At 45.2% G+C, this 19,758-nt stretch carries 20 protein-coding genes and 1 pseudogene; 7 read left to right on the forward strand and 14 right to left on the reverse strand.

What is annotated here, in order from left to right; translation table 11 throughout:
- Positions 1-39: 39 nt before the first annotated feature.
- Positions 40-453, reverse strand: a complete 414-nt coding sequence (locus ACXN9U_RS18705; protein ID WP_060963837.1) for a VOC family protein — start codon at positions 451-453, stop codon at positions 40-42.
- A 117-nt stretch (positions 454-570) separates the two neighbouring features.
- On the reverse strand, positions 571-1,935 hold the full coding sequence (gene dnaB, locus ACXN9U_RS18710; RefSeq protein ID WP_016937368.1) for a replicative DNA helicase: 1,365 nt from the start codon (positions 1,933-1,935) through the stop codon (positions 571-573).
- A gap of 170 nt (positions 1,936-2,105) precedes the next feature.
- On the opposite strand from dnaB, the gene ACXN9U_RS18715 reads away from it, so the two are divergent.
- On the forward strand, positions 2,106-2,303 hold the full coding sequence (locus ACXN9U_RS18715) for a DUF2188 domain-containing protein (protein WP_016937367.1): 198 nt from the start codon (positions 2,106-2,108) through the stop codon (positions 2,301-2,303).
- A 30-nt stretch (positions 2,304-2,333) separates the two neighbouring features.
- Here ACXN9U_RS18715 and ACXN9U_RS18720 read toward each other — a convergent pair whose 3' ends face one another.
- On the reverse strand, positions 2,334-2,543 hold the full coding sequence (locus tag ACXN9U_RS18720) for a hypothetical protein (protein ID WP_060963836.1): 210 nt from the start codon (positions 2,541-2,543) through the stop codon (positions 2,334-2,336).
- A 118-nt stretch (positions 2,544-2,661) separates the two neighbouring features.
- On the opposite strand from ACXN9U_RS18720, the gene ACXN9U_RS18725 reads away from it, so the two are divergent.
- The gene (locus tag ACXN9U_RS18725) at positions 2,662-2,805 is read left to right on the forward strand and encodes a YycC family protein (protein WP_016937365.1); all 144 of its coding nucleotides are present in this window, start codon (positions 2,662-2,664) and stop codon (positions 2,803-2,805) included.
- Positions 2,806-2,976: 171 nt separating this feature from the next.
- Here the strand turns inward: ACXN9U_RS18725 and ACXN9U_RS18730 are convergent, their stop codons facing one another.
- The 10 genes from ACXN9U_RS18730 to ACXN9U_RS18775 all read right to left on the reverse strand — a co-directional run bounded on the left by ACXN9U_RS18730 (position 2,977) and on the right by ACXN9U_RS18775 (position 13,083).
- A complete protein-coding gene (locus tag ACXN9U_RS18730; protein WP_060963835.1) occupies positions 2,977-4,266 on the reverse strand; it encodes a glycosyltransferase family 4 protein in 1,290 nt (429 codons plus the stop codon).
- A gap of 22 nt (positions 4,267-4,288) precedes the next feature.
- Entirely contained in the window at positions 4,289-5,344 is a 1,056-nt protein-coding gene (locus tag ACXN9U_RS18735) for a phosphotransferase (protein WP_060963834.1), read from the reverse strand.
- A complete protein-coding gene (locus ACXN9U_RS18740; RefSeq protein ID WP_489202025.1) occupies positions 5,337-6,524 on the reverse strand; it encodes a carboxylate--amine ligase in 1,188 nt (395 codons plus the stop codon). The genes ACXN9U_RS18735 and ACXN9U_RS18740 overlap by 8 nt, the downstream gene beginning before the upstream one ends.
- Complete coding sequence (locus tag ACXN9U_RS18745; protein ID WP_060963832.1) at positions 6,524-7,849, reverse strand: glycosyltransferase family 4 protein; 1,326 nt, start codon at positions 7,847-7,849, stop codon at positions 6,524-6,526. The genes ACXN9U_RS18740 and ACXN9U_RS18745 overlap by 1 nt, the downstream gene beginning before the upstream one ends.
- The gene (locus ACXN9U_RS18750; RefSeq protein WP_060963831.1) at positions 7,846-8,502 is read right to left on the reverse strand and encodes a PIG-L deacetylase family protein; all 657 of its coding nucleotides are present in this window, start codon (positions 8,500-8,502) and stop codon (positions 7,846-7,848) included. The genes ACXN9U_RS18745 and ACXN9U_RS18750 overlap by 4 nt, the downstream gene beginning before the upstream one ends.
- A gap of 87 nt (positions 8,503-8,589) precedes the next feature.
- Positions 8,590-9,153: a hypothetical protein gene (locus ACXN9U_RS18755; RefSeq protein WP_060963830.1), complete on the reverse strand. Its 564-nt coding sequence runs from the start codon at positions 9,151-9,153 to the stop codon at positions 8,590-8,592.
- 141 nt (positions 9,154-9,294) lie between these two features.
- Positions 9,295-9,744 (reverse strand): 50S ribosomal protein L9, encoded by a 450-nt coding sequence (gene rplI / locus ACXN9U_RS18760; RefSeq protein ID WP_060963829.1) that lies wholly within the window; start codon positions 9,742-9,744, stop codon positions 9,295-9,297.
- Positions 9,741-11,720: a DHH family phosphoesterase gene (locus ACXN9U_RS18765; protein ID WP_045925622.1), complete on the reverse strand. Its 1,980-nt coding sequence runs from the start codon at positions 11,718-11,720 to the stop codon at positions 9,741-9,743. Before ACXN9U_RS18765 ends, rplI begins: the two co-directional genes overlap by 4 nt.
- 30 nt (positions 11,721-11,750) lie before the next feature.
- Complete coding sequence (locus ACXN9U_RS18770; protein ID WP_060963828.1) at positions 11,751-12,686, reverse strand: YybS family protein; 936 nt, start codon at positions 12,684-12,686, stop codon at positions 11,751-11,753.
- 244 nt (positions 12,687-12,930) lie between these two features.
- Complete coding sequence (locus tag ACXN9U_RS18775) at positions 12,931-13,083, reverse strand: hypothetical protein (RefSeq protein ID WP_016937356.1); 153 nt, start codon at positions 13,081-13,083, stop codon at positions 12,931-12,933.
- A 133-nt stretch (positions 13,084-13,216) separates the two neighbouring features.
- Here ACXN9U_RS18775 and ACXN9U_RS18780 point away from each other — a divergent pair, with 133 nt between their 5' ends.
- The gene (locus tag ACXN9U_RS18780) at positions 13,217-13,702 is read left to right on the forward strand and encodes a spore coat protein (RefSeq protein WP_016937355.1); all 486 of its coding nucleotides are present in this window, start codon (positions 13,217-13,219) and stop codon (positions 13,700-13,702) included.
- A gap of 36 nt (positions 13,703-13,738) precedes the next feature.
- Here the strand turns inward: ACXN9U_RS18780 and ACXN9U_RS18785 are convergent, their stop codons facing one another.
- Entirely contained in the window at positions 13,739-14,110 is a 372-nt protein-coding gene (locus ACXN9U_RS18785; RefSeq protein ID WP_060963827.1) for a winged helix-turn-helix transcriptional regulator, read from the reverse strand.
- A 206-nt stretch (positions 14,111-14,316) separates the two neighbouring features.
- On the opposite strand from ACXN9U_RS18785, the gene ACXN9U_RS18790 reads away from it, so the two are divergent.
- The 4 genes and pseudogenes from ACXN9U_RS18790 to ACXN9U_RS18805 all read left to right on the forward strand — a co-directional run bounded on the left by ACXN9U_RS18790 (position 14,317) and on the right by ACXN9U_RS18805 (position 19,706).
- Positions 14,317-15,246, forward strand: a complete 930-nt coding sequence (locus ACXN9U_RS18790; protein WP_004393053.1) for a manganese-dependent inorganic pyrophosphatase — start codon at positions 14,317-14,319, stop codon at positions 15,244-15,246.
- A 137-nt stretch (positions 15,247-15,383) separates the two neighbouring features.
- Positions 15,384-16,319: a DMT family transporter gene (locus ACXN9U_RS18795; RefSeq protein WP_420913156.1), complete on the forward strand. Its 936-nt coding sequence runs from the start codon at positions 15,384-15,386 to the stop codon at positions 16,317-16,319.
- Between the two features lie 346 nt (positions 16,320-16,665).
- Complete coding sequence (locus ACXN9U_RS18800; protein WP_060963825.1) at positions 16,666-18,087, forward strand: glycoside hydrolase family 68 protein; 1,422 nt, start codon at positions 16,666-16,668, stop codon at positions 18,085-18,087.
- A 61-nt stretch (positions 18,088-18,148) separates the two neighbouring features.
- Positions 18,149-19,706: pseudogene (locus ACXN9U_RS18805) on the forward strand (glycoside hydrolase family 32 protein).
- Positions 19,707-19,758: the final 52 nt, after the last annotated feature.

Below are 19,758 nucleotides of genomic sequence, written 5' to 3' on the forward strand. Positions count from 1 at the left end.
TGAAAAAGAACCCGTAGCCCGGGTTCTTCAGACAGTCATTTATATGCCGTTTGTATTCATCAAAACGATCCGCCAGCCGTCAGGATCTTCGATGGTCACGCCTTTTTCTTCCCAGTACGGATTTTCGGGTTCTTTCTCTTCATATCCCATCTGCTTTAACCTCGTGCTGATGCGAATGACCTCCTGAGAATCCGGGATGTAAAAGACAAGCAGGCTGTCGCCGTGCGGAACGGGCGCCGGATGAGACGCGCCCGTTTCTTCGGTAAATTCTAAATGATATTGCGTATGGGGCAGGCCGAACATGACGCCGCTGTAGCCTCTATGTCCGGAAAAGCTGCCGACCCTCTTCAGTCCGAGGCCCTCTTCATAAAACCTGATGATTTCTTTAAGCTGTCCGGTCGGCCGGGCAATCCGGATTTGCGCCGCTTGGAATTGCGGAAATGCAATTGTCATCATCATTCCTCCCTTGATGCCATTATATAAAAGCGCTTTCTTTTTATCGACTGCCGAACGGACGGCATTCTCTCATTCTTTCGGATGAAAAAAAGCCTCAAGACATTGCTTGAGGCTTTACGCACCTGCCGGAACACCGCCGTCATCAAAGCGTCTTTCCAGGTTTACGAACTTATTGTATTCCTTCACAAAAGCCAGTGAGACGGTGCCCACCGGGCCGTTACGCTGTTTGGCGATAATGATTTCGATGATGTTTTTGTTTTCGGATTCTTTATCATAGTAATCATCACGATACAGGAAGGCGACGATGTCGGCATCCTGCTCAATACTTCCTGACTCACGGATATCTGACATCATCGGACGTTTATCCTGCCGCTGCTCAACACCCCGGGAGAGCTGAGACAGGGCGATGACCGGAACTTCAAGCTCCCGTGCCAGCGATTTTAGCGCCCTTGAAATTTCCGATACCTCTTGCTGGCGGTTGTCACTTGAACGGCCGCTTCCCTGAATAAGCTGCAAGTAGTCAATTAAAATCATTCCCAATCCGTTTTCCTGCTTCAGCCGGCGGCATTTTGAACGGATTTCGCTGACGCGGATGCCTGGGGTGTCATCTATAAAGATACCGCTGTTTGACAGGCTTCCCATCGCCATCGTCAGCTTGCCCCAATCTTCTTCCGTCAGATTTCCCGTTCTGAGATTTTGGGCGTTAATATTTCCTTCGGCGCAGAGCATACGCATGACAAGCTGCTCGGCTCCCATCTCAAGACTGAATATCGCGACGCTCTCATCCGTTTTGGTGGCCACGTTTTGCGCAATATTTAAGGCGAACGCCGTTTTCCCCACGGACGGACGGGCTGCGACAATAATCAAATCATTTCGCTGAAAACCCGCCGTCATCCGGTCAAGCTCAATAAAGCCGGTCGGAATCCCGGTAATATCGCCTTTCCGGTTGTGAAGCTGCTCAATATTGTCATATGTTTGCACAAGCACATCTTTAATATTTTGGAAGGCGCCCGAGTTTTTTCGCTGCGCAACCTCCATAATCGTTTTTTCCGCATCGCTTAATAAATCTTCAACTTCATCCTCGCGCGTATACCCGTCCTGGGCGATCGAGGTCGCCGTTCTGATTAAACGGCGGAGAATTGATTTTTCCTCAACGATTTTCGCGTAATATTCTATATTAGCCGCTGTCGGAACGGAATTCGCGATATCCGTCAGGTAAGAAACGCCTCCCACCTCTTCTAACAAATCGGTATTCGCAAGCTCTGACGTTACCGTGATCAAATCAACCGGTTCGCCGCGGTCTCCGAGCACGAGCATGGCATTGTAAATTTTTTGATGTGACATTCTGTAGAAATCATCCGGAATCAACACTTCAGAAGCCAGTGTCAACGCAGACGGCTGTAAAAAAACAGCACCTAACACGGCCTGCTCAGCTTCTATGTTTTGCGGCGGCAGCCGATCATTCAGAAGGTCTGTCATGCTAAGCACCGTCCTCTCCTTAAAAAATATCCAAACTCCATTTTACCATTTCTCATGAAAAAGAATAGAAAAATATCACTTTCCCTGTATTTGTCAGGAGAGGGTTATGTGTTTTGCCGTTCCGAATGCCGGGAAACAAATAAACAAATCAAACCCAGGAGGGAAGAAGGATGAAGACATATGCAGTAACACCAAGTATTGATGCAGACGGATGGTTTGTGAAGGCAGAGAATGTGGCGCCGACGGCTCTTTGTACATCAAAGGACGCGGCGATTGAAAAAGCGGAGCAGATGGCGAAAGAGAACAGCCCGGCTAAGCTTGTCATTTATGATCAGCATAAAAACATTGAAGAGGAACGTTCCTTTTAAGAAAAGCCTTCGCCCGCGCGAGGGCTTTTCTTATTCGATGAAGCGGATATGCAGCACCGTCTGCGCCATGAGATCAGCCGTTTTTTGATACAGATCCCATTCTTCACAGGCGGCGAATACTTTCATCATTTCCTGCAATGTCTGTTTCAGCATGATAAATTCGTCAATTGTCCGCAGTTCTGCGGCTTTTTTCTGATAATCAGCCAGCTTCAGCTGTAATAACATCAATGGCGATTGCATAAAAAACCTCCCCCATTCTGTTATAAAGCCAGGCTTATCAAACCTCCATTTCTTTGTCATATCCTCTTACGATAGAATTTTGATTTTAGTACAATAAAGAAACGGAAGGAGTGATCACATGAAACCGCTGCAAATTTCCGCTGAAACGGCGCAAAAGCTTGCAGAATCACTGAATATGCCGCTTGAAAGAATCATGCACATGCCTCAGCACATTCTGCTTGCCAAATTAGCTGAAGTCCAAAAAGAGAACGATCAAAAATAAAGGCTGTTCCCTCATATATATGTGCGGGAGGCGGAAGCAATGGCTTTCTGCCTCTTTTTCTTATAGGTAAATAAGGAATGACGGCCGGACAAGGCGAGATCCAAGCATAAGACCGGAAAAAAGGCTGGATATTCAAAACCCAGCCTTTTCACTTTGCCCTTAATCACTCATTTAAAAAAATGATTGATAAATACTGTCTATTTTTGAAATCATGTTTTCTTGGCGCAGATGCTGACCGGCATAGGTCTTTGCTGCTTTTCCGAACTGTTCTCTGAGAGCTTGATCCGTAATCAGTCTTAAGAGGGCATCGGCAAGCTCCCGGATGCTGCCGGGCTGACAGATAAGGCCTGTTTTCTCATGCCGGATCATCTCAGGGATCCCCCCGCAGTCAGTTGCGACAATGGCCTGCCCCGAGAACATCGCCTCGATGATCGCTATGGGAAAATTATCATTCAATGTAGGCAGAACAAAAATAGACGATTCAGCCAAAAGTGCCGGCACATCACACCGTTTTCCGAAGAAAAACACATTTGAAAGACCCAGTTTCCGTCTCTTCTCTTCAAGAAAACCCCGCATTTTCCCGTCTCCGATGATCCATATCTCGGCTCCGTATAAGTGCTGCCGGATTTGTGCGAGGGCGTCCAGCAGCACGTCATGTCCTTTTCGCTCTGTCAGACGGGAAACACACGCAATCACGAGCTTCTCAGCACGTTTTGGCTCGGGTGCATCCCGGATGTCAATGCCGGTATAAACAGTCGTCAGCTGTGTTTCTTTTGCACCGTACTCCAGAAGAGGCGCGTGAAAGGAGTCGCTGATGGTAATGATTTTATCCGAAGCCCGAATGCCCTGTCTTTCTATTTCAGAGAAGTATGCCTCTTCAATTGAGCCCTTTTGGATTTTATGAAACTTCATCCGGCTTTTCGTAAAATGTCCATGCGGCGTGAAGAAAAGAGGACGCCGATACGTTTGATTAAGGTGTCCCAGCAAAAATACCGCAAACAAATCCTGTGCATGAAACAGGTCGTATTGCTCTAAATCCTTTTCCATCAAAAATCGTTGAAAGACATGTAAATAGCTGAGATTTTTGATGAGTTTTTCGTTTGCGGCGCCGTATCTGCCAAGAAGAAACACTCTGACTTCATCAGCGGCACGCGGAATATCTTCATGAAAAAAGGATGGCGGCATTTGAAGGGGCGAGATGACATCCGCCTGATGACCGGCGCGCTCAAAACCTGTCTTAACTGACGTGATATAGCTCGCCAATCCTCCGACATTCGGGTACTTGAGAAAAGTTGCGTACAAAATACGCAACGGCCTTTTTCTTTTGGGGGAGCTTTTTCTTTCCGCACAAAATGAATGCAGCTCTTGTTCATCTTGATGGCCGATGCCATAAAATTGATCCATGACGCGCAATAAGGCAGGAGGCACCAGACTGCACGGCCTCCCGATCTCCTCTCTCAAACCCGCTCCCCCTCTCTCAAACCTATAAACCTAATTCCCGTCCCCATTGTGACACTTTGTCTGCATGATAGGGCAGCAGCTCTCCTCCCCGATTGTCGAATATTCTCCGCAATTGGGTATGAAGCCCTTTCTCAAGGGTTCTCTGCACATAAGCCATTTTATAAAGCGTCATAGGGGGCGTCTCAAAATGAATGCCCCGCTTTTTCATTTCTTTCGCATACACTTTTACGCAATACGTCCGAATGTCTTCTGCGTGGCGGCTCCAATCTTTTCTGAAGCCGAGCAGAATCTCAACCAGAACCGTCATATCGAACCATACCGGCGCGTATTTTGCTGATTCCCAATCGATGAATTGAATGTCCCACGGTTCATGGCCGGACGCGTCATGGGTGCAGATATTCTGCATATGAAGATCGCCATGTGTAATGGCCGAGCCGTTTTGTATCAATTCAGGGAAAAAATCCGGTCCTTTTTGCTCCAGCAAGTGAGAGATCTGCCGATAATGAGGCTTAACGATATCTTTTGTACGTTCATCTTTAAGGGCCCTATCCAATAATTCCGCTGTCTTTTTGATCTGCTTTTTACGCCCCTTCCTCATCGTTTCCGATTCATATACCGGGAGCCATGACCGCCATTTCCCCTCAGAAATTTTCTTGTTTTCAAAGGTGCGGCTGTGCAGTTCTGCGACAGACGGAATAATATACTTGAAATGCTTAGGATGAAATGTAAGCTGACCCCTGATCTGGCTGACAAACTCCATAAATATCCATGTTTCATGATGACTTTCTTCTATAAGATAGATTTCCGGCAGCAAATCCCCTAAGACAGAACGGGCTTTACTGTATATATTAATCTCGACCGCGTTTTTTTCACGGGAAGATTTATACACCTTCAAAATCAGCGGTACGGTCCCGGATTTCTTTTTCACAAGCAGTTTATAAATGGCGCTTCTGTCCGTTGATTTCAGACATGTGATGCCGTCCGGATTCACAGCCGCCTTTTCGCCAAGTGAATACGATAGTTTTTCGTCAATTCTCAGTTTCTGAAACGCAGCATACAAACGATCCTTTTCAACCATGCCGATCTTCCTTCCGCTTCCGTTTCCAGCTGTTTTTGAGATGGGACCAAGTGTTTCTGATAAACGGCATCGGGTCATTCCAAGTAAAAAGGGCATATTCTTTTTTTCCTTTAAACCCTCTCCAAAAATGCCGGAACGTCATTTCTCCTCTTTTTCGTTTCTTCAAAAATGTTAAGAAGTAACGCACCTCATAAATCCAACTGATTCCTTCTTTTTGTTCGAGCTGAGGCTTTACATGTTGTCCGGTCAAATACAGATAGTACATGTAAACGAAATGAACGCCTGCAGGTTCCGTCAGGCTATGGCTGAGCCAAAAGCGCGGATTTATTTCTATAAACTTGTAAACATTGTCCCGCGGATCCTTTTTAAATTCCGCCATGCCTACTCCTTTCAACTGAATCGCTTCAAAAAACGGCAGGGTCTTCTCAATTAATTCAGGAACCCGTTTGCTCACGACATGAGCCCCAGCGCCAAAATCAGCGGGAAATTGATGGTTTTTTTGCAGAGAAAACAAGCCCATTAACTTCATTTGGTCATCATAAAAAGTCGCCACTTTGTAAAAACATTGATTGTCTCCGGGAATGATCTCCTGCACGAGCAGTTCTCCATTTTCTCTGTAGGAGCTGAACTCCCTGCGCAATTGTGCAGCATCCTTCATCACTATTGCTTTTTTGTTTACTTTTTTTCTGTATTCATGGCCGGCCACCGGTTTTAAAATACACGGGAAGTCAATATTGGCGATGGCCTCTTCCAGTTCATCCTGATTGTTCGGAAAAAAGGTTTTCGGGCAGGGAATGTTGTGCTTCATCGCTAATTCATATGCTTTGCTTTTATCTAAAACCGCCTCTAACAGAGAGCGGCTCGGGAGCAAAAATAAAAAAAAACCGGCTAATGTGTCGCGGAATTTGGATATGAATCCCGCATAATCATCAGATCCTGCGTACAGAACCGGTTTTACTTGAAATCGCTTCCCGAAATCAGTCAGAAATGTCAGCAGTTCTTTCTCTTGTGTTAAAGGGCTGGGACAGACCCCGCAAGCTGCCAATCTTGATTTTCCGATACGATAAGGTTCCTCCGTGTCAAACGCGTAAACATCTATTCCTCTTCGGGCCAGGCTTCGAATCATCCCGATCCCGTTTGCACTGAAATCAAGTACAACGGCCGCATGTTCGTGTTTCATCATTTCCCTCCGAGCTTGATGGTATTTTGATAAATGGATTCAATATTTCTTATCATCGTCTCGCTGCTTAAATGCTTCTCTGCGTAGGCCTTTGCATTTAAAGCAGCTTTTTTCCGCGCAGATTTGTTAGTGATAAAAAACGTTAAAGCCCGGGCAAGCGCCTCTGCATTTCCCGGCTCGACAATAAGCCCTGTTTTGTTATGGCGGATGAGATCCGGGATGCCCCCGCAATCGGTCGCGATGATAGCCGTGCCGCTGAACATCGCTTCAATAATCGAAATGGGCAGACTATCATTAATGGTCGGCAGTACGAATATGTCCGTCATATTCAAAATAGCAGGAACATCGTCTCTTTTTCCTAAAAAGGAGACCATTGATAGTTTCAGTTTTCGAGCCTGTTCCTCCAGGGCTCTCCTTGTCTCTCCGTCTCCTGCGATCAGCACTTCCACATCATCAAGTACATCAGACGGAATTCGCGAGAGTGCCTCCAGCAAATACTTATGTCCCTTTCTCGGGCCTAATCTTGCAATACACGAGATGATAATCTTATTTTTCGGTAACGGGATTTTCTTTTTCCAGCCTGTTTTTGTATCGTAATCAATTCCCGTGACCACCGTTGTCATGTCTTTCTGTTCTGCTCCGAGCTTCATGAGCGGCCTGCGGAACGTATCGCTGATAATAATCAGGCGGTCTGCGTATTCAATGGCTTTCATCTCTAATGTTTTATAATAAATCTCTTCTACCGAGCCTTTTTTAAATATGTGAAATTTAAGTCTGTTGAAAGTAAACATGCCATGCGGTGTGAAAAATAAAGGTTTTTTATAGATTTGATTGAACCTGCCTAACATATTGGCTGTAAATAAATCTTGAGCGTGGAACACATCATATCTTTCCAAAGGAATCTTTTGAAGCATTTGCTCGTATACAAACATCAGCCGATTATTTCTCAAAATATGATCGTTATAATCCCCGTATCTGTCTTTAAAGAAATCTTTTAACTTCGGAACAACAGCCTCCCGCAGTGCCTCTACCTGTGCGGAAGGAAACAGATTAGGAGATATGACATCCACCTTATGACCTCTTTTTCTCAGTCCTTCACTAAGCGTTTTAATATAGTTTGATAAACCGCCCGTGTGCGGGTAGTCCCAAAACGTGGCAATCAAAATGGATAACTTCTTCTTTTTCCTGTATACCGGCGGAATTTGATCTGCATGTTTCATCTGTGTCTTTATGACTTTCTTTTTTTGCGGGCGCGTTTTGACCCCGTAGTAGCGGTCAAGCGTCTGGACCATATACGGATAGGGGACGGAAAATGTCTTGTTCATTTCCAGATCCTCCGCACCACTTCAAATGCTTCGGCGTATTCCACACCCGCTGTCATCCCTCTGACTCTTCCTAAATGTTTAACGCCTTCATATGAACGGGGATGAGGGTAATCCCTCATTTCTACGTCGTAGTGGTGAAGCGCCGCGAGTTTGGCGTCCATCGTATCTGTGATATTGACGAAGTAATTGGGCTTGAAGAGTTTATCAGCCGTATTCCTCTCCCACTCGCTTGAAGACAGCGTTTCAAACGTAAGCAGTTCAATCGGCTTTTGATCCGGAAGAGGTCTGGCGGCTGTTAAAACTGCTTGGAATGTTTTCTGATGGTCCATATTGATATCGCCGTAATGATGAGTAAAGATTTTATCAGGCTGATAGACGCGAATGAGCTGTTCTAATTCTTTGACAAGCTTATGAAGAGGGATACATTCCAATTCTAAATTCGTATGCTCCAAAAAGATGACGTTCTCAATTCCAAGCTCCTGATTCGCACGTTCGCCTAATTGTTTAATATGATGAGCTTCTTCTTTTCTTCCTAATGCCGTAATAACGGAAATTACTTTATATCCTTCATTAATCAGCCGTTTTATGGTGCCCGCTGATCCCAATAGTTCATCATCAGGATGAGCGCCGATAACCATAATGTATTCTTCCATTTTTTCCACACTCCACCAAACAATTGTTACAAGTATCATATGACGACCCCAAAAAAAGGAAACTTACATGTGCGGATTTTCAGAAACTTACATGTACAGCTGCCATTCCAGGTAACGTGACGGATTTAATTTTTTTATGGTGTTCAAAAACTCATCTGCCAGGCCGTATTGGTTCAATCCTTTTAATAGTTTTACAGGAAAGCGGGCAATAGCGGAAAAGGCTCTTTTATGATCGACGACTTTTAGATTACCGTGTTCGTTGATCAGAATGTGCCTGATTTCAGCGTCCCATCTGGTAAAACCGATTTTCTTTAATTCATCCAGCATATTTAAAATATCACCCGCCAGTTTTTCGGAAATGGATTTTTCTGTTTTAACATGGCGGGCAAGGGAGGTGCCTTGAACATATTCCATCACAATATAACGATCTCCGTATTCATACAGTCTTGGAATCACCGGGGAACCTTGTCCGATTTGCAAAGCTGCCAATTCCTTCCCGCATGTCTCTATTTCAAAGAAATACTTTAAGCATTTGTTGTGTGTTAAGCGATAGACTTCCCCGTCTTTTCCGTTCCCGATCAGCGGATAGTGTTCCAGCGTCTTTTTATTTTCCGGATCATTAAAATATGTTTCAGAAAAAAATCGCATCATACCGACACATCCTTCGTTATGTTGTAATATCATATGCAATCTGATAAGCATCGGACATGAAACATTCTCATCATTTTCTTACACCGCGTCTTATGCTGACATAAAAAAACCCGCCGGATCGGCGGGTTTTTCTATTATATATTACGCTTCTTCTTTTACGTGAACCTTCAGCACAGCCTGAACTTCAGGATGCAGCTTTACAGGAACGTTTGTATATCCCAGTGTGCGGATACCGTCCTGGAGTTCCAGTTTCCGCTTATCCACTTTAATCTTGTGCGACTTTTGCAGCGCTTCTGCAATCTGCTTGCTTGTGACAGATCCGAACAGGCGGCCGCCTTCACCGGATTTGGCACTCAGCTCAACAGTCAGCTGTTCAAGCGTTTCTTTTAAATCTTTCGCTCTTTCAAGCTCTGCAATCGCTTCTTTTTTCTCTTTTTCTTTCTGTCCGTTCAATGCGCTGATGTTTGTCGCATTTGCTTCGACAGCGAGGCCTTTTTTAATGAGAAAGTTATGTGCATAACCGTCTGCTACGTTTTTCATTTCGCCTTTTTTCCCTTTACCTTTTACATCTTGTAAGAAAATAATCTTCATCTCTGAACGCCTCCCTCAAAATATTCATCAATGGCTTCCTTCAGCCGGACAAGCGCTTCTGAAACAGAAATGCCTGATAACTGGGTTGCCGCATTGGTTAAATGCCCTCCGCCGTCCAGCGCCTCCATAATAATCTGCACATTGACCTCGCCAAGCGATCTCGCACTGATGCACACCGTATGCTCATCCCGTCTGGCTACGGCAAATGAAGCTTCCACTTCACTCATCGACAAGAGGGAATCAGCAGCCTGCGCAATCAGCACTTGGTCAAAGTACTCCTCTTCATTTTCAGGAAGAGAAGCAATCGCGATATTTTCTTTATAAAGAGCTGTATGCTGGATCAGCTTCGCCCGCTTAATATAAGAACCGACTGATTCTTTGAGGACTTTCTGCACCAGAACCGTGTCTGCGCCTTTCGCTCTCAAATAAGAAGCGGCGTCGAACGTCCGCGAGCCCGTGCGAAGGGAAAAGCTCTTCGTATCCACTATTATACCAGCTAACAGGGCTGTCGCTTCAATCATATTGATTTTGAGCCGCTTCGGCTGATACTCAAGCAGCTCCGTCACGAGTTCTGCGGTGGATGAAGCGTATGGCTCCATATAAACGAGCAGCGGGTCTTTAATAAATTCCTCGCCTCTTCGGTGATGGTCAATCACAACGATGTGCTCGATTTTGTTCACGAGACGCTCTTCCATCACAAAGGACGGTTTATGTGTATCCACGACGACAAGCAGCGTGTCATCATTGGAAATTTCCATCGCCTCTTCCGGCGTGATAAACCGCGACCACAGCTCTTCGTATTTTTTAATTTCTTCAATCAGGCGCTGAACACTTGATCCGATCTGATTCGGATCAATGACGATGTAGCCTTCCTTGCCATTGGCCTGCGCCACCTTTAATATTCCGATTGCGGCTCCGACTGCGTCCATATCAGGAAATTTGTGACCCATAATAATGACATTGCTGCTTTCTGAGACAATTTCCTTGAGCGCGTGGGAAATCACCCGGGCGCGCACCCTTGTGCGCTTCTCCATCGGATTCGTTTTGCCGCCGTAAAATTTCACCTTGCCGTTCGGCATTTTGATCGCCACTTGGTCGCCTCCGCGGCCGAGAGCCAAATCGAGGCTGGACTGCGCCAGATCTCCAAGCTCCTTCAAGGAAGAAACCGATGCGCCGATCCCGATGCTGAGGGTCAAAGATACAGTGTGAACGGATGTTTTTTCACGGATTTCATCCAAAATCGAAAATTTCGCGTTTTCAAGCTCTGTTAATATGTGTTCATTTAACACCGCGATAAACCGTTCCGAGGACGTCCGCTTCAGGAAAATGCCGTACTCTTGCGCCCACGCATTTAATAATGAGGTGACCTGGCTGTTCATCGTGCTTCTCGTCTGGTCATCCAGCCCCTGTGTGACATCATCGTAGTTATCTAAAAAGACATATGCCAGCACGGTTCTCTCATTTTCGTACTGCTTTTCAATCTGAATCTGTTCCGTCACATCAAAGAAATAAAGCAGGCGCTCATCTCTTTTAATCACCACTTTAAACTTCCGCTCATTCAAGGTGATCGTTTCCGAATCGACCTCCTGCTTGATCAGCGGCACGACGGCCTCACATGTGTCATACAGCGAGCGCCCGACGAGCGTGCTTTCATTAAAGCAGGAAGACAAAAACGGATTCGCCCACTCAATGTAATATTGATCATTAAACAGCATAATCCCGATAGGCATTTCCATTAATGCCTCTTCGCCTACTTTTTTCAATCTATAGGATAGCGTGGAAATATAGTTGTCAATTTCTCTTCTGATCAAAGAATCCGCACGCTTAATGAAAAACAAGATCACGGCGAGCAGCACAACACCGACGGCTCCTATCAGCCAGTTAAAGTAAATGCTGATGAGGATTACGATGATTGACAATGCAATCAATGCATAGATGGGATACCGAAACAACGGCTTTTCATAAAAACTAGGCATTTCTATCAACTCCCCACCTGTAAGTCACACTCAATTTCGCGTCACCTTATTTCTTATGTTAAAGCCTATGTCAATGATGCCTAAGAGGAGATACACGGACATGATAAGCGGAAAAAGCACACCCAGCACAATCGCTAATACAGGAACCGCTTTTGGCATCTCCATCTCATGGAAATAGAAAAAAATAAACGCTAATCCTTGAATACAAATCAGCAAGCTGAGAATATATCCCCCATTCAATGAAACCGAATACATCATATGCCCTTTTTCTAAATGCAGAAACCCTAATATCGTCACAACAAAGTACAAAATAACAACGACTTGCGGGAGTCTGAGCTCTCTAAAAGGCTTCATCTTCGGAAGATCAGGGAAAAACCGCCTTAAAAACGGCCTTGCCATAGCATAACTGAGGAAAGCAGAAACAATGCTGGTCAATATAAGCGCAGTCGGAAAAAGATATTGAAGCGTGCTCAGCTGACTTTCCATCAGCTTAGTCTGCTTCCCGAACTGATCTCCGTAACCCAGCTGTTTTGACATGGTTTCTGCTAAAGACAGCGACTCTCGAAGCTGGGACATCGTGTTATCAACCACGTTCATATTAAGAAACACGATGCTGAACACAAAAATAACGACACCGCACAGCATACACGCAATAGCGCCGGCCGCAACCGCATAACCGGGCTGTTTCTTTTTAAAGTAATATCCCATAGCGACCCCCGTACAGGCCGCCGTAAACGCGCCTGTAAGCCCGGCAAACGAACTCACAATAAAACTGACCGGGAGGCTGGCAAGGCCCATCCATATCCCCGGCTTCAGACCGTGCCGAATGGTGTAAAGAATGATCGGCAACGGCAAAGCAAAGAGAAGAATCGCCCCCAGTAAAGGGAGATACACGACCAAAAGGGAAATGATTGCAAAAATACTGATCAAAATGGCGCCTTCTATTAGAGCCCTTGTATTCTTCACTTACTCACCTCAAACCTTGTATCATTCAGAACATACGAATAGAAAAGAGCAGCTTAGACGACTGCTCTTTTGACGCCGCAATGTCTCTTCCAAGACCTGAATTTTCCATAAACTCTCCAAAATACACGTATTTATTCTAACATAAGTCAAAATCGTAAGTAAAATGAGCGCAGACGGCTCCAATGTTCCATGTGAAACATGAAAACAGACAAACGGACATCCTAGTGAAAGAATGCCCGTTGTATCAATGATCCTGATCGTCCATGAAACCAGAAGTATCTCTGTTTTTCTTTTTGGTTTTCCGTACAAATAACAAGACGATAACGATAAGTAAGAGAGTGGTTGCCTGTAAAACACCGCTGCTGAAAAGGAAGAAGTTCTTTATCATGTCCCACATATAGTTTCACCTCTGTTTCGTATTTCCTTTACATTGAGTTTCCCTTTCTGGAAACTTCAAAACATCAGGAACAACATCAGCACCGGGGCATATGCTGATAGTGAAAATGAAGGATAAAGGAGATTCTCACACCATGACTGAGCGGAGAACATTAGCATGGCATGAAACGTTAGAACTGCACGAGTTAGTGGCTTTCCAGGCAAACGGGCTTGTGAAATTAAAAAGAACGGAACGCGAAGTAAGCGATGCCAGATTAAAACAGCTTTACAGATTTTCCATCCATTCGCTGGAACAAAATCTGCGTGAACTGCTTCCCTTCTTCCCTGAAGCCCCCGGCTTTCGTGAAGATGAGACAGAAGAGCGGGCTGATTCCTCCTTTTACAGCGGCGGGCTGCTGAGCATGGCCAAAACATCTGTCCGCAATTACGCCGGAGCCATTACAGAAACAGCCACACCTCAATTAAGAATCGTCTTCGTCAAGCACTTAAACGCGGCCATCAAGTGGCACCAAATGGTCTTTGAGTATATGGAAGAACGCGGTCAATATCCGGCTTATAACTTGAGCGAATTGCTGAAAAACGACGTCCGCAACGCCAGAAAAGCCATTGCGATGAAATAAAAAAAAGCAGCAGGGAATCTCATCCTTTGCTGCTTCTTATTTTTGAGCGGACTGATCTTGAGCCGACGTTTTTTCCCGGTATGATTCGAGAAATTCCCGGTTGGCGTCTCCCCATTTCTTCATTTGCAGCACGATCGGTTCAAGCGACCTGCCGAATTCTGTGAGTGAATACTCAACCTTTGGGGGCACCTGCTGATACACTTCACGATGCACGATGCCGTCCGCCTCAAGCTCCCGAAGCTGAAGCGTCAGCATACGCTGCGTAATACTGGGACAGATGCGCCGAAACTCATTAAACCGCTTTTTTCCGCTGATCATATGATAAAACAAAATACCCTTCCACTTTCCGCCGATAACGGAAAGTGTCAGCTCAACCGGGCAACCTTCTTTATTCGGATATATGTTCATAATTCATCCTCCATAGTACCTTTTTTGATACTACATGCTGATTAGCATCTGACTTACCCAGTATTTTACTCGCAATCTGCTCCCACTCTCAACAAAAATGCTTCTTTTTCACATCAATTTTTAAGGTTTTGAAGATTACACCCTCCGCAAGACGTGTTAAACTATAAAAAGATTGTTTACACTACAAAAAAGGACAAGGAGTTATTATGGAAAAAATTCTTATTTTCGGACATCAAAACCCAGACACAGATACCATTTGCTCTGCCATTGCCTACGCTGATCTAAAAAATAAACTCGGCTTCAATGCTGAGCCTGTCCGCCTAGGACAAGTCAACGGCGAAACACAATACGCTCTTGATTATTTCAAGCAGGAGAGCCCGCGTCTCGTGGAAACAGCCGCAAACGAAGTAAACGGCGTCATCCTTGTTGACCACAATGAACGCCAGCAAAGCATCAAGGATATTGAAGACGTTCAGGTTCTTGAAGTCATTGACCATCACCGTATCGCCAACTTCGAAACGGCGGAACCTCTTTACTATCGTGCAGAGCCGGTCGGCTGTACGGCTACGATCTTAAACAAAATGTACAAAGAAAATAACGTGAAAATCGAGAAAGAAATTGCCGGTCTTATGCTGTCAGCGATTATTTCCGACTCACTTTTATTTAAATCTCCGACTTGCACAGAGCAGGATATCGCGGCGGCAAAAGAGCTTGCTGAAATTGCCGGCGTAGATGCGGAAGAGTACGGCTTAAACATGCTGAAAGCAGGCGCCGACTTAAGCAAAAAAACGGTGGAAGAGCTGATTTCCCTTGATGCGAAAGAGTTCACGCTCGGCAGCAAAAAAGTCGAAATCGCCCAAGTCAACACAGTTGATATTGAAGATGTCAAAAAGCGTCAGCCGGAATTAGAAGCGGCCCTTTCAAAAGTCATTGCTGAGAAAAACCTTGATCTGTTCCTTCTCGTGATTACGGACATTTTGGAAAACGATTCCCTTGCGCTTGCCATCGGCGATCAGGCGTCAAAAGTGGAAAAAGCATTCAATGTCACTTTAGAAAACAACACGGCTCTTTTAAAAGGCGTCGTATCCAGAAAGAAACAAGTCGTTCCTGTTTTAACAGACGCGATTGCAGAATAACCAAAACGCCCCGGGAACCCGCCGGGGTGTTTTTTTTACGACCTTTTTTGTAAGCGCTAACTAAAAAAATCGCTTTGACGCGTTTTGATATGTAATATATAATATATCACATGAAAGGCGTTTTCTATTAATTGTAAATCAATACAGCAAAGGGGGGTTCTACACTGGAGAAACACGCTGCTCTTTCCTATTCACGAACAACAGGAATTTGGCTTGTGCTTACAGGAGCTATCTTATGGGGGGTCTCAGGAACAGTTGCCCAGTATCTGTTTCAGGACCGCCATTTTAATACAGAATGGCTGACCTCTGTACGGCTGCTGCTTTCAGGGGCGCTTCTGCTCGGAATCGCGTACCGCAAAGAAAAAGGACGCATATGGGCTGTTTGGAAAGACAGACGGGACAAGGTTCCTCTTCTTTTATTCGGGATTTTCGGAATGTTAGGCGTTCAATACACCTATTTCGCGGCAATTGAGTACGGCAATGCGGCCACCGCTACCGTTCTCCAATATTTAGGGCCGGCCATTATTACATGCTTTTTAGCGATCCGCGCAAAGAGAATGCCTTCAGCGAAAGAACTGCTCGCCGTCTTATTAGCGGCTGCAGGCACATTTATTTTGGTCACGCACGGGAATGCCGGCAGCCTGTCCATATCCGGCCTGGCCGTGTTTTGGGGTATCAGCTCAGCCTTTGCGCTGGCGTTTTACACTCTTCAGCCGCATCGGCTTTTGAAGAAATGGGGATCGGCCATTATCGTCGGATGGGGCATGCTGATCGGCGGGGCCGCTCTCAGCTTAGTCCGGCCGCCTTGGAAATTTGAAGGCCAATGGTCATTATCCGCATATGCCGCGATTGTATTTATCATCATTTTCGGAACGCTCATCGCTTTTTATTGCTACTTGGAAAGCCTGAAATATCTGAGTGCCTCTGAAACCAGCCTGTTCGCCTGTGCGGAGCCGCTGTCGGCAGCTTTTTTAGCAGTGATCTGGCTGCATGTTCCCTTCGGACTATCAGAATGGCTGGGTACTTTATTGATTTTAGCCACCATCGCTTTATTATCTATCAAGAAAAAATAACCTCTCTTTTTTTAGAGAGGTTTTTTCCTAGGCCTGGAGCATCCCTTAGTCTCAATTACCCATATATTAAAGGGTCTTTTTTCATTTTACTATCTTCCAAAAGAGGAAATTAGACCAGTTGTCAATAGATTCAGAGTCGAATAGAATGATGTCGACAAGTAAATCACGCAGGATTGTTACTGATAAAGCAGGCAAGACCTAAAATGTGTTAAGGGCAAAGTGTATTCTTTGGCGTCACCCCTGGCATATTTTAGGTCTTTTTTTCTGTAACAAACCTGCCATCCATGAATGCGGGAGGATCGAATCGGCAGATCGCAACAAAGTACATACAAAAGGAGACATGGACATGAACATCAAAAAATTTGCAAAACGAGCCACAGTTCTAACTTTTACGACTGCACTTCTGGCAGGGGGAGCGACTCAAGCCTTCGCGAAAGAAAATACCCAAAAACCTTACAAAGAAACGTACGGCGTCTCTCATATCACACGCCATGATATGCTGCAGATCCCTAAACAGCAGCAAGACGAAAAATACCAAGTGCCTCAATTCGATCAATCAACGATTAAAAATATTGAATCTGCAAAAGGACTGGATGTGTGGGACAGCTGGCCGCTCCAAAACGCTGACGGAACAGTAGCTGAATACAACGGCTATCACGTCGTGTTTGCTCTTGCTGGAAGCCCGAAAGACGCTGATGACACATCAATCTACATGTTTTATCAAAAGGTCGGCGACAACTCGATCGACAGCTGGAAAAACGCGGGCCGTGTCTTTAAAGACAGCGATAAGTTCGACGCCAACGATGAAATCCTGAAAGATCAGACACAAGAATGGTCCGGTTCTGCCACCCTTACTTCTGACGGAAAAATCCGTTTATTCTACACTGACTTTTCCGGTAAACATTACGGCAAACAAAGTATTACAACGGCGCAGGTAAATGTGTCAAAATCCGATAGCACGCTCAACATCAACGGAGTGGAAGACCACAAAACGATTTTTGACGGCGACGGAAAAACATATCAGAACGTTCAGCAGTTTATCGATGAAGGCAACTATACATCCGGCGACAACCATACGCTGAGAGACCCTCACTACGTTGAAGACAAAGGCCATAAATACCTTGTATTCGAAGCCAACACAGGAACAGATAACGGATACCAAGGCGAAGAATCTTTATTTAACAAAGCGTACTACGGCGGCAGCACGAACTTCTTCCGTAAAGAAAGCCAGAAGCTTCAGCAGAGTGCTAAAAAACGCGATGCTGAATTAGCGAACGGCGCCCTCGGTATGATAGAGTTAAATAATGACTACACATTGAAAAAAGTCATGAAGCCGCTGATCACTTCAAACACGGTAACTGATGAAATCGAGCGCGCGAACGTTTTCAAAATGAACGGCAAATGGTACTTGTTCACTGATTCACGCGGTTCAAAAATGACGATCGACGGTATTAATTCAAACGATATTTACATGCTTGGTTATGTATCAAACTCTTTAACAGGTCCTTACAAGCCGCTTAACAAAACAGGTCTTGTACTGCAAATGGGTCTTGATCCTAACGATGTGACATTCACATACTCTCACTTTGCAGTGCCTCAAGCCAAAGGCAACAATGTCGTGATCACAAGCTACATGACAAACAGAGGCTTCTTTGAGGATAAAAAAGCAACTTTTGCGCCAAGCTTCTTAATGAACATCAAAGGCAAGAAAACATCCGTTGTCAAAAACAGCATCCTTGAACAAGGACAGCTTACGGTTAACAACTAATCATAATAAAAAGAAAATGCCGATATTTCATTGGCATTTTCTTTTATTTCTAAACAAGATGGTGAATTCAATCATGGCACGAAAATGGCCCATTGCAATATTGATCATTCTGGGTGCGTTCCTGTTTGTCGGCTTACTGCCGGACAAAAGCAACAATTCCTCTAAAACAAACACGAAGAATAAACCGGATTACCGGGCGGCATATCATTTCACAACCCCGGACAAATGGAAAAACGACCCTCAAAAACCCGTTTTTTTCGATGGGAAATATCATTACTATTATCTTTATAATCGGGATTATCCGAACGGCAACGGCACTGAATGGCGGCACGCTGTATCAGAAGGACTTGGTGCACTGGACGGACGAAGGCACGGCTATTCCGAAATACACCAACCCAAACGGCGATATATGGTCCGGTTCTGTCGTCATTGATAAACACAACACGGCAGGCTTCGGCAAAAACGCACTGGTCGCCATCACAACGCAGCCGACGGCCAAAACCGAAGCACAAGAACAATATTTATGGTACAGCACGGATAAAGGAAAAACATTTACATCCTATAGTGATCAGCCCGTCATGAAAAACCCGGGCACTAAAGATTTCCGGGACCCGAAGGTGATTTGGGATGAACAGGATAATAAATGGGTGATGGCCATGGCCGAGGGCGAAAAAATCGGCTTTTATGAATCACCCGATTTAAAGAATTGGCATTACACGGGCGGTTTTATTACCCAGCAGATCGGCCTCATCGAATGCCCTGACCTTTATATGATGCGTGCAGATGACGGAACGGCCATGTGGATTCTCGGCGCAAGCGCAAACGGCAAACCTCAGGGCAAACCGAATACGTACGCTTATTGGACCGGAAACTTTGACGGAAAAGAATTTACTGCCGATCAAGCGGAGCCGCAATGGCTCGATTACGGGTTTGACTGGTACGGGGGCGTCACATTTGAGGACGGCAATAGCAAAGATCCGCTGACAAAACGCTATGCGCTGGCATGGATGAACAATTGGGATTATCCGAATGAAACACCGACACTAAAGAACGGCTTTAACGGCACGGATTCTATCGTTCGTGAAATCCGCCTTCAGCAGCAGGACGGCGGCACCTACAGCCTGATGTCAGAGCCGGTTGAAGCATTGAACCAATTAACCTCTTCAACGGACGGCACTGAAGACAAACAGGTGAACGGTTCTGAAACACTGCCGATCAAGGGTGATACGTATCAGCTTGACATGGATATCTCTTGGTCTGATATCAAAAATGCAGGCGTCAGACTCAGAGAATCAGCAGACCAAAAGCGGCATATTGATGTCGGTATTTCAGCAGAAGACGGCTGTGCCTATGTGAACAGATCATTTACAGATCAGCCTGATAAAACCGGGACATATACTGAAAGCAAAGCACCATTTGACGGAAAAAAAGGGCGCGTTCATCTGAAAATTCTCGTGGATAAAACGAGTATTGAAGTATTTGCAGATGACGGAAAAACCGTTCTCACAAATGAAGTGTTTCCAAAACCCGAAGATCAGGGAATCACGCTCTATTCTGAAGGCGGTTCCGCTGACTTTCAGCATATTGAGATAAAGCATCTCGGTTCAATTCAACCTTAGATCTCTCTTCATTTCTAACCGGCGTTCAGACTGTGTTAAAATGCTTGTATGT

This window comes from Bacillus sp. BACIII, assembly GCF_057836745.1.

Coding starts and splice junctions, on each gene's coding strand:
- ACXN9U_RS18705 (WP_060963837.1), bottom strand. CDS start 453: ATGACAATTGCATTTCCGCAATTCCAAGCGGCGCAAATCCGGATTGCC.
- dnaB (WP_016937368.1), bottom strand. CDS start 1,935: ATGACAGACCTTCTGAATGATCGGCTGCCGCCGCAAAACATAGAAGCT.
- ACXN9U_RS18715 (WP_016937367.1), top strand. CDS start 2,106: ATGAAGACATATGCAGTAACACCAAGTATTGATGCAGACGGATGGTTT.
- ACXN9U_RS18720 (WP_060963836.1), bottom strand. CDS start 2,543: ATGCAATCGCCATTGATGTTATTACAGCTGAAGCTGGCTGATTATCAG.
- ACXN9U_RS18725 (WP_016937365.1), top strand. CDS start 2,662: ATGAAACCGCTGCAAATTTCCGCTGAAACGGCGCAAAAGCTTGCAGAA.
- ACXN9U_RS18735 (WP_060963834.1), bottom strand. CDS start 5,344: ATGGTTGAAAAGGATCGTTTGTATGCTGCGTTTCAGAAACTGAGAATT.
- ACXN9U_RS18740 (WP_489202025.1), bottom strand. CDS start 6,524: ATGAAACACGAACATGCGGCCGTTGTACTTGATTTCAGTGCAAACGGG.
- ACXN9U_RS18745 (WP_060963832.1), bottom strand. CDS start 7,849: ATGAACAAGACATTTTCCGTCCCCTATCCGTATATGGTCCAGACGCTT.
- ACXN9U_RS18750 (WP_060963831.1), bottom strand. CDS start 8,502: ATGGAAGAATACATTATGGTTATCGGCGCTCATCCTGATGATGAACTA.
- ACXN9U_RS18755 (WP_060963830.1), bottom strand. CDS start 9,153: ATGATGCGATTTTTTTCTGAAACATATTTTAATGATCCGGAAAATAAA.
- rplI (WP_060963829.1), bottom strand. CDS start 9,744: ATGAAGATTATTTTCTTACAAGATGTAAAAGGTAAAGGGAAAAAAGGC.
- ACXN9U_RS18765 (WP_045925622.1), bottom strand. CDS start 11,720: ATGCCTAGTTTTTATGAAAAGCCGTTGTTTCGGTATCCCATCTATGCA.
- ACXN9U_RS18775 (WP_016937356.1), bottom strand. CDS start 13,083: ATGTGGGACATGATAAAGAACTTCTTCCTTTTCAGCAGCGGTGTTTTA.
- ACXN9U_RS18780 (WP_016937355.1), top strand. CDS start 13,217: ATGACTGAGCGGAGAACATTAGCATGGCATGAAACGTTAGAACTGCAC.
- ACXN9U_RS18785 (WP_060963827.1), bottom strand. CDS start 14,110: ATGAACATATATCCGAATAAAGAAGGTTGCCCGGTTGAGCTGACACTT.
- ACXN9U_RS18790 (WP_004393053.1), top strand. CDS start 14,317: ATGGAAAAAATTCTTATTTTCGGACATCAAAACCCAGACACAGATACC.
- ACXN9U_RS18800 (WP_060963825.1), top strand. CDS start 16,666: ATGAACATCAAAAAATTTGCAAAACGAGCCACAGTTCTAACTTTTACG.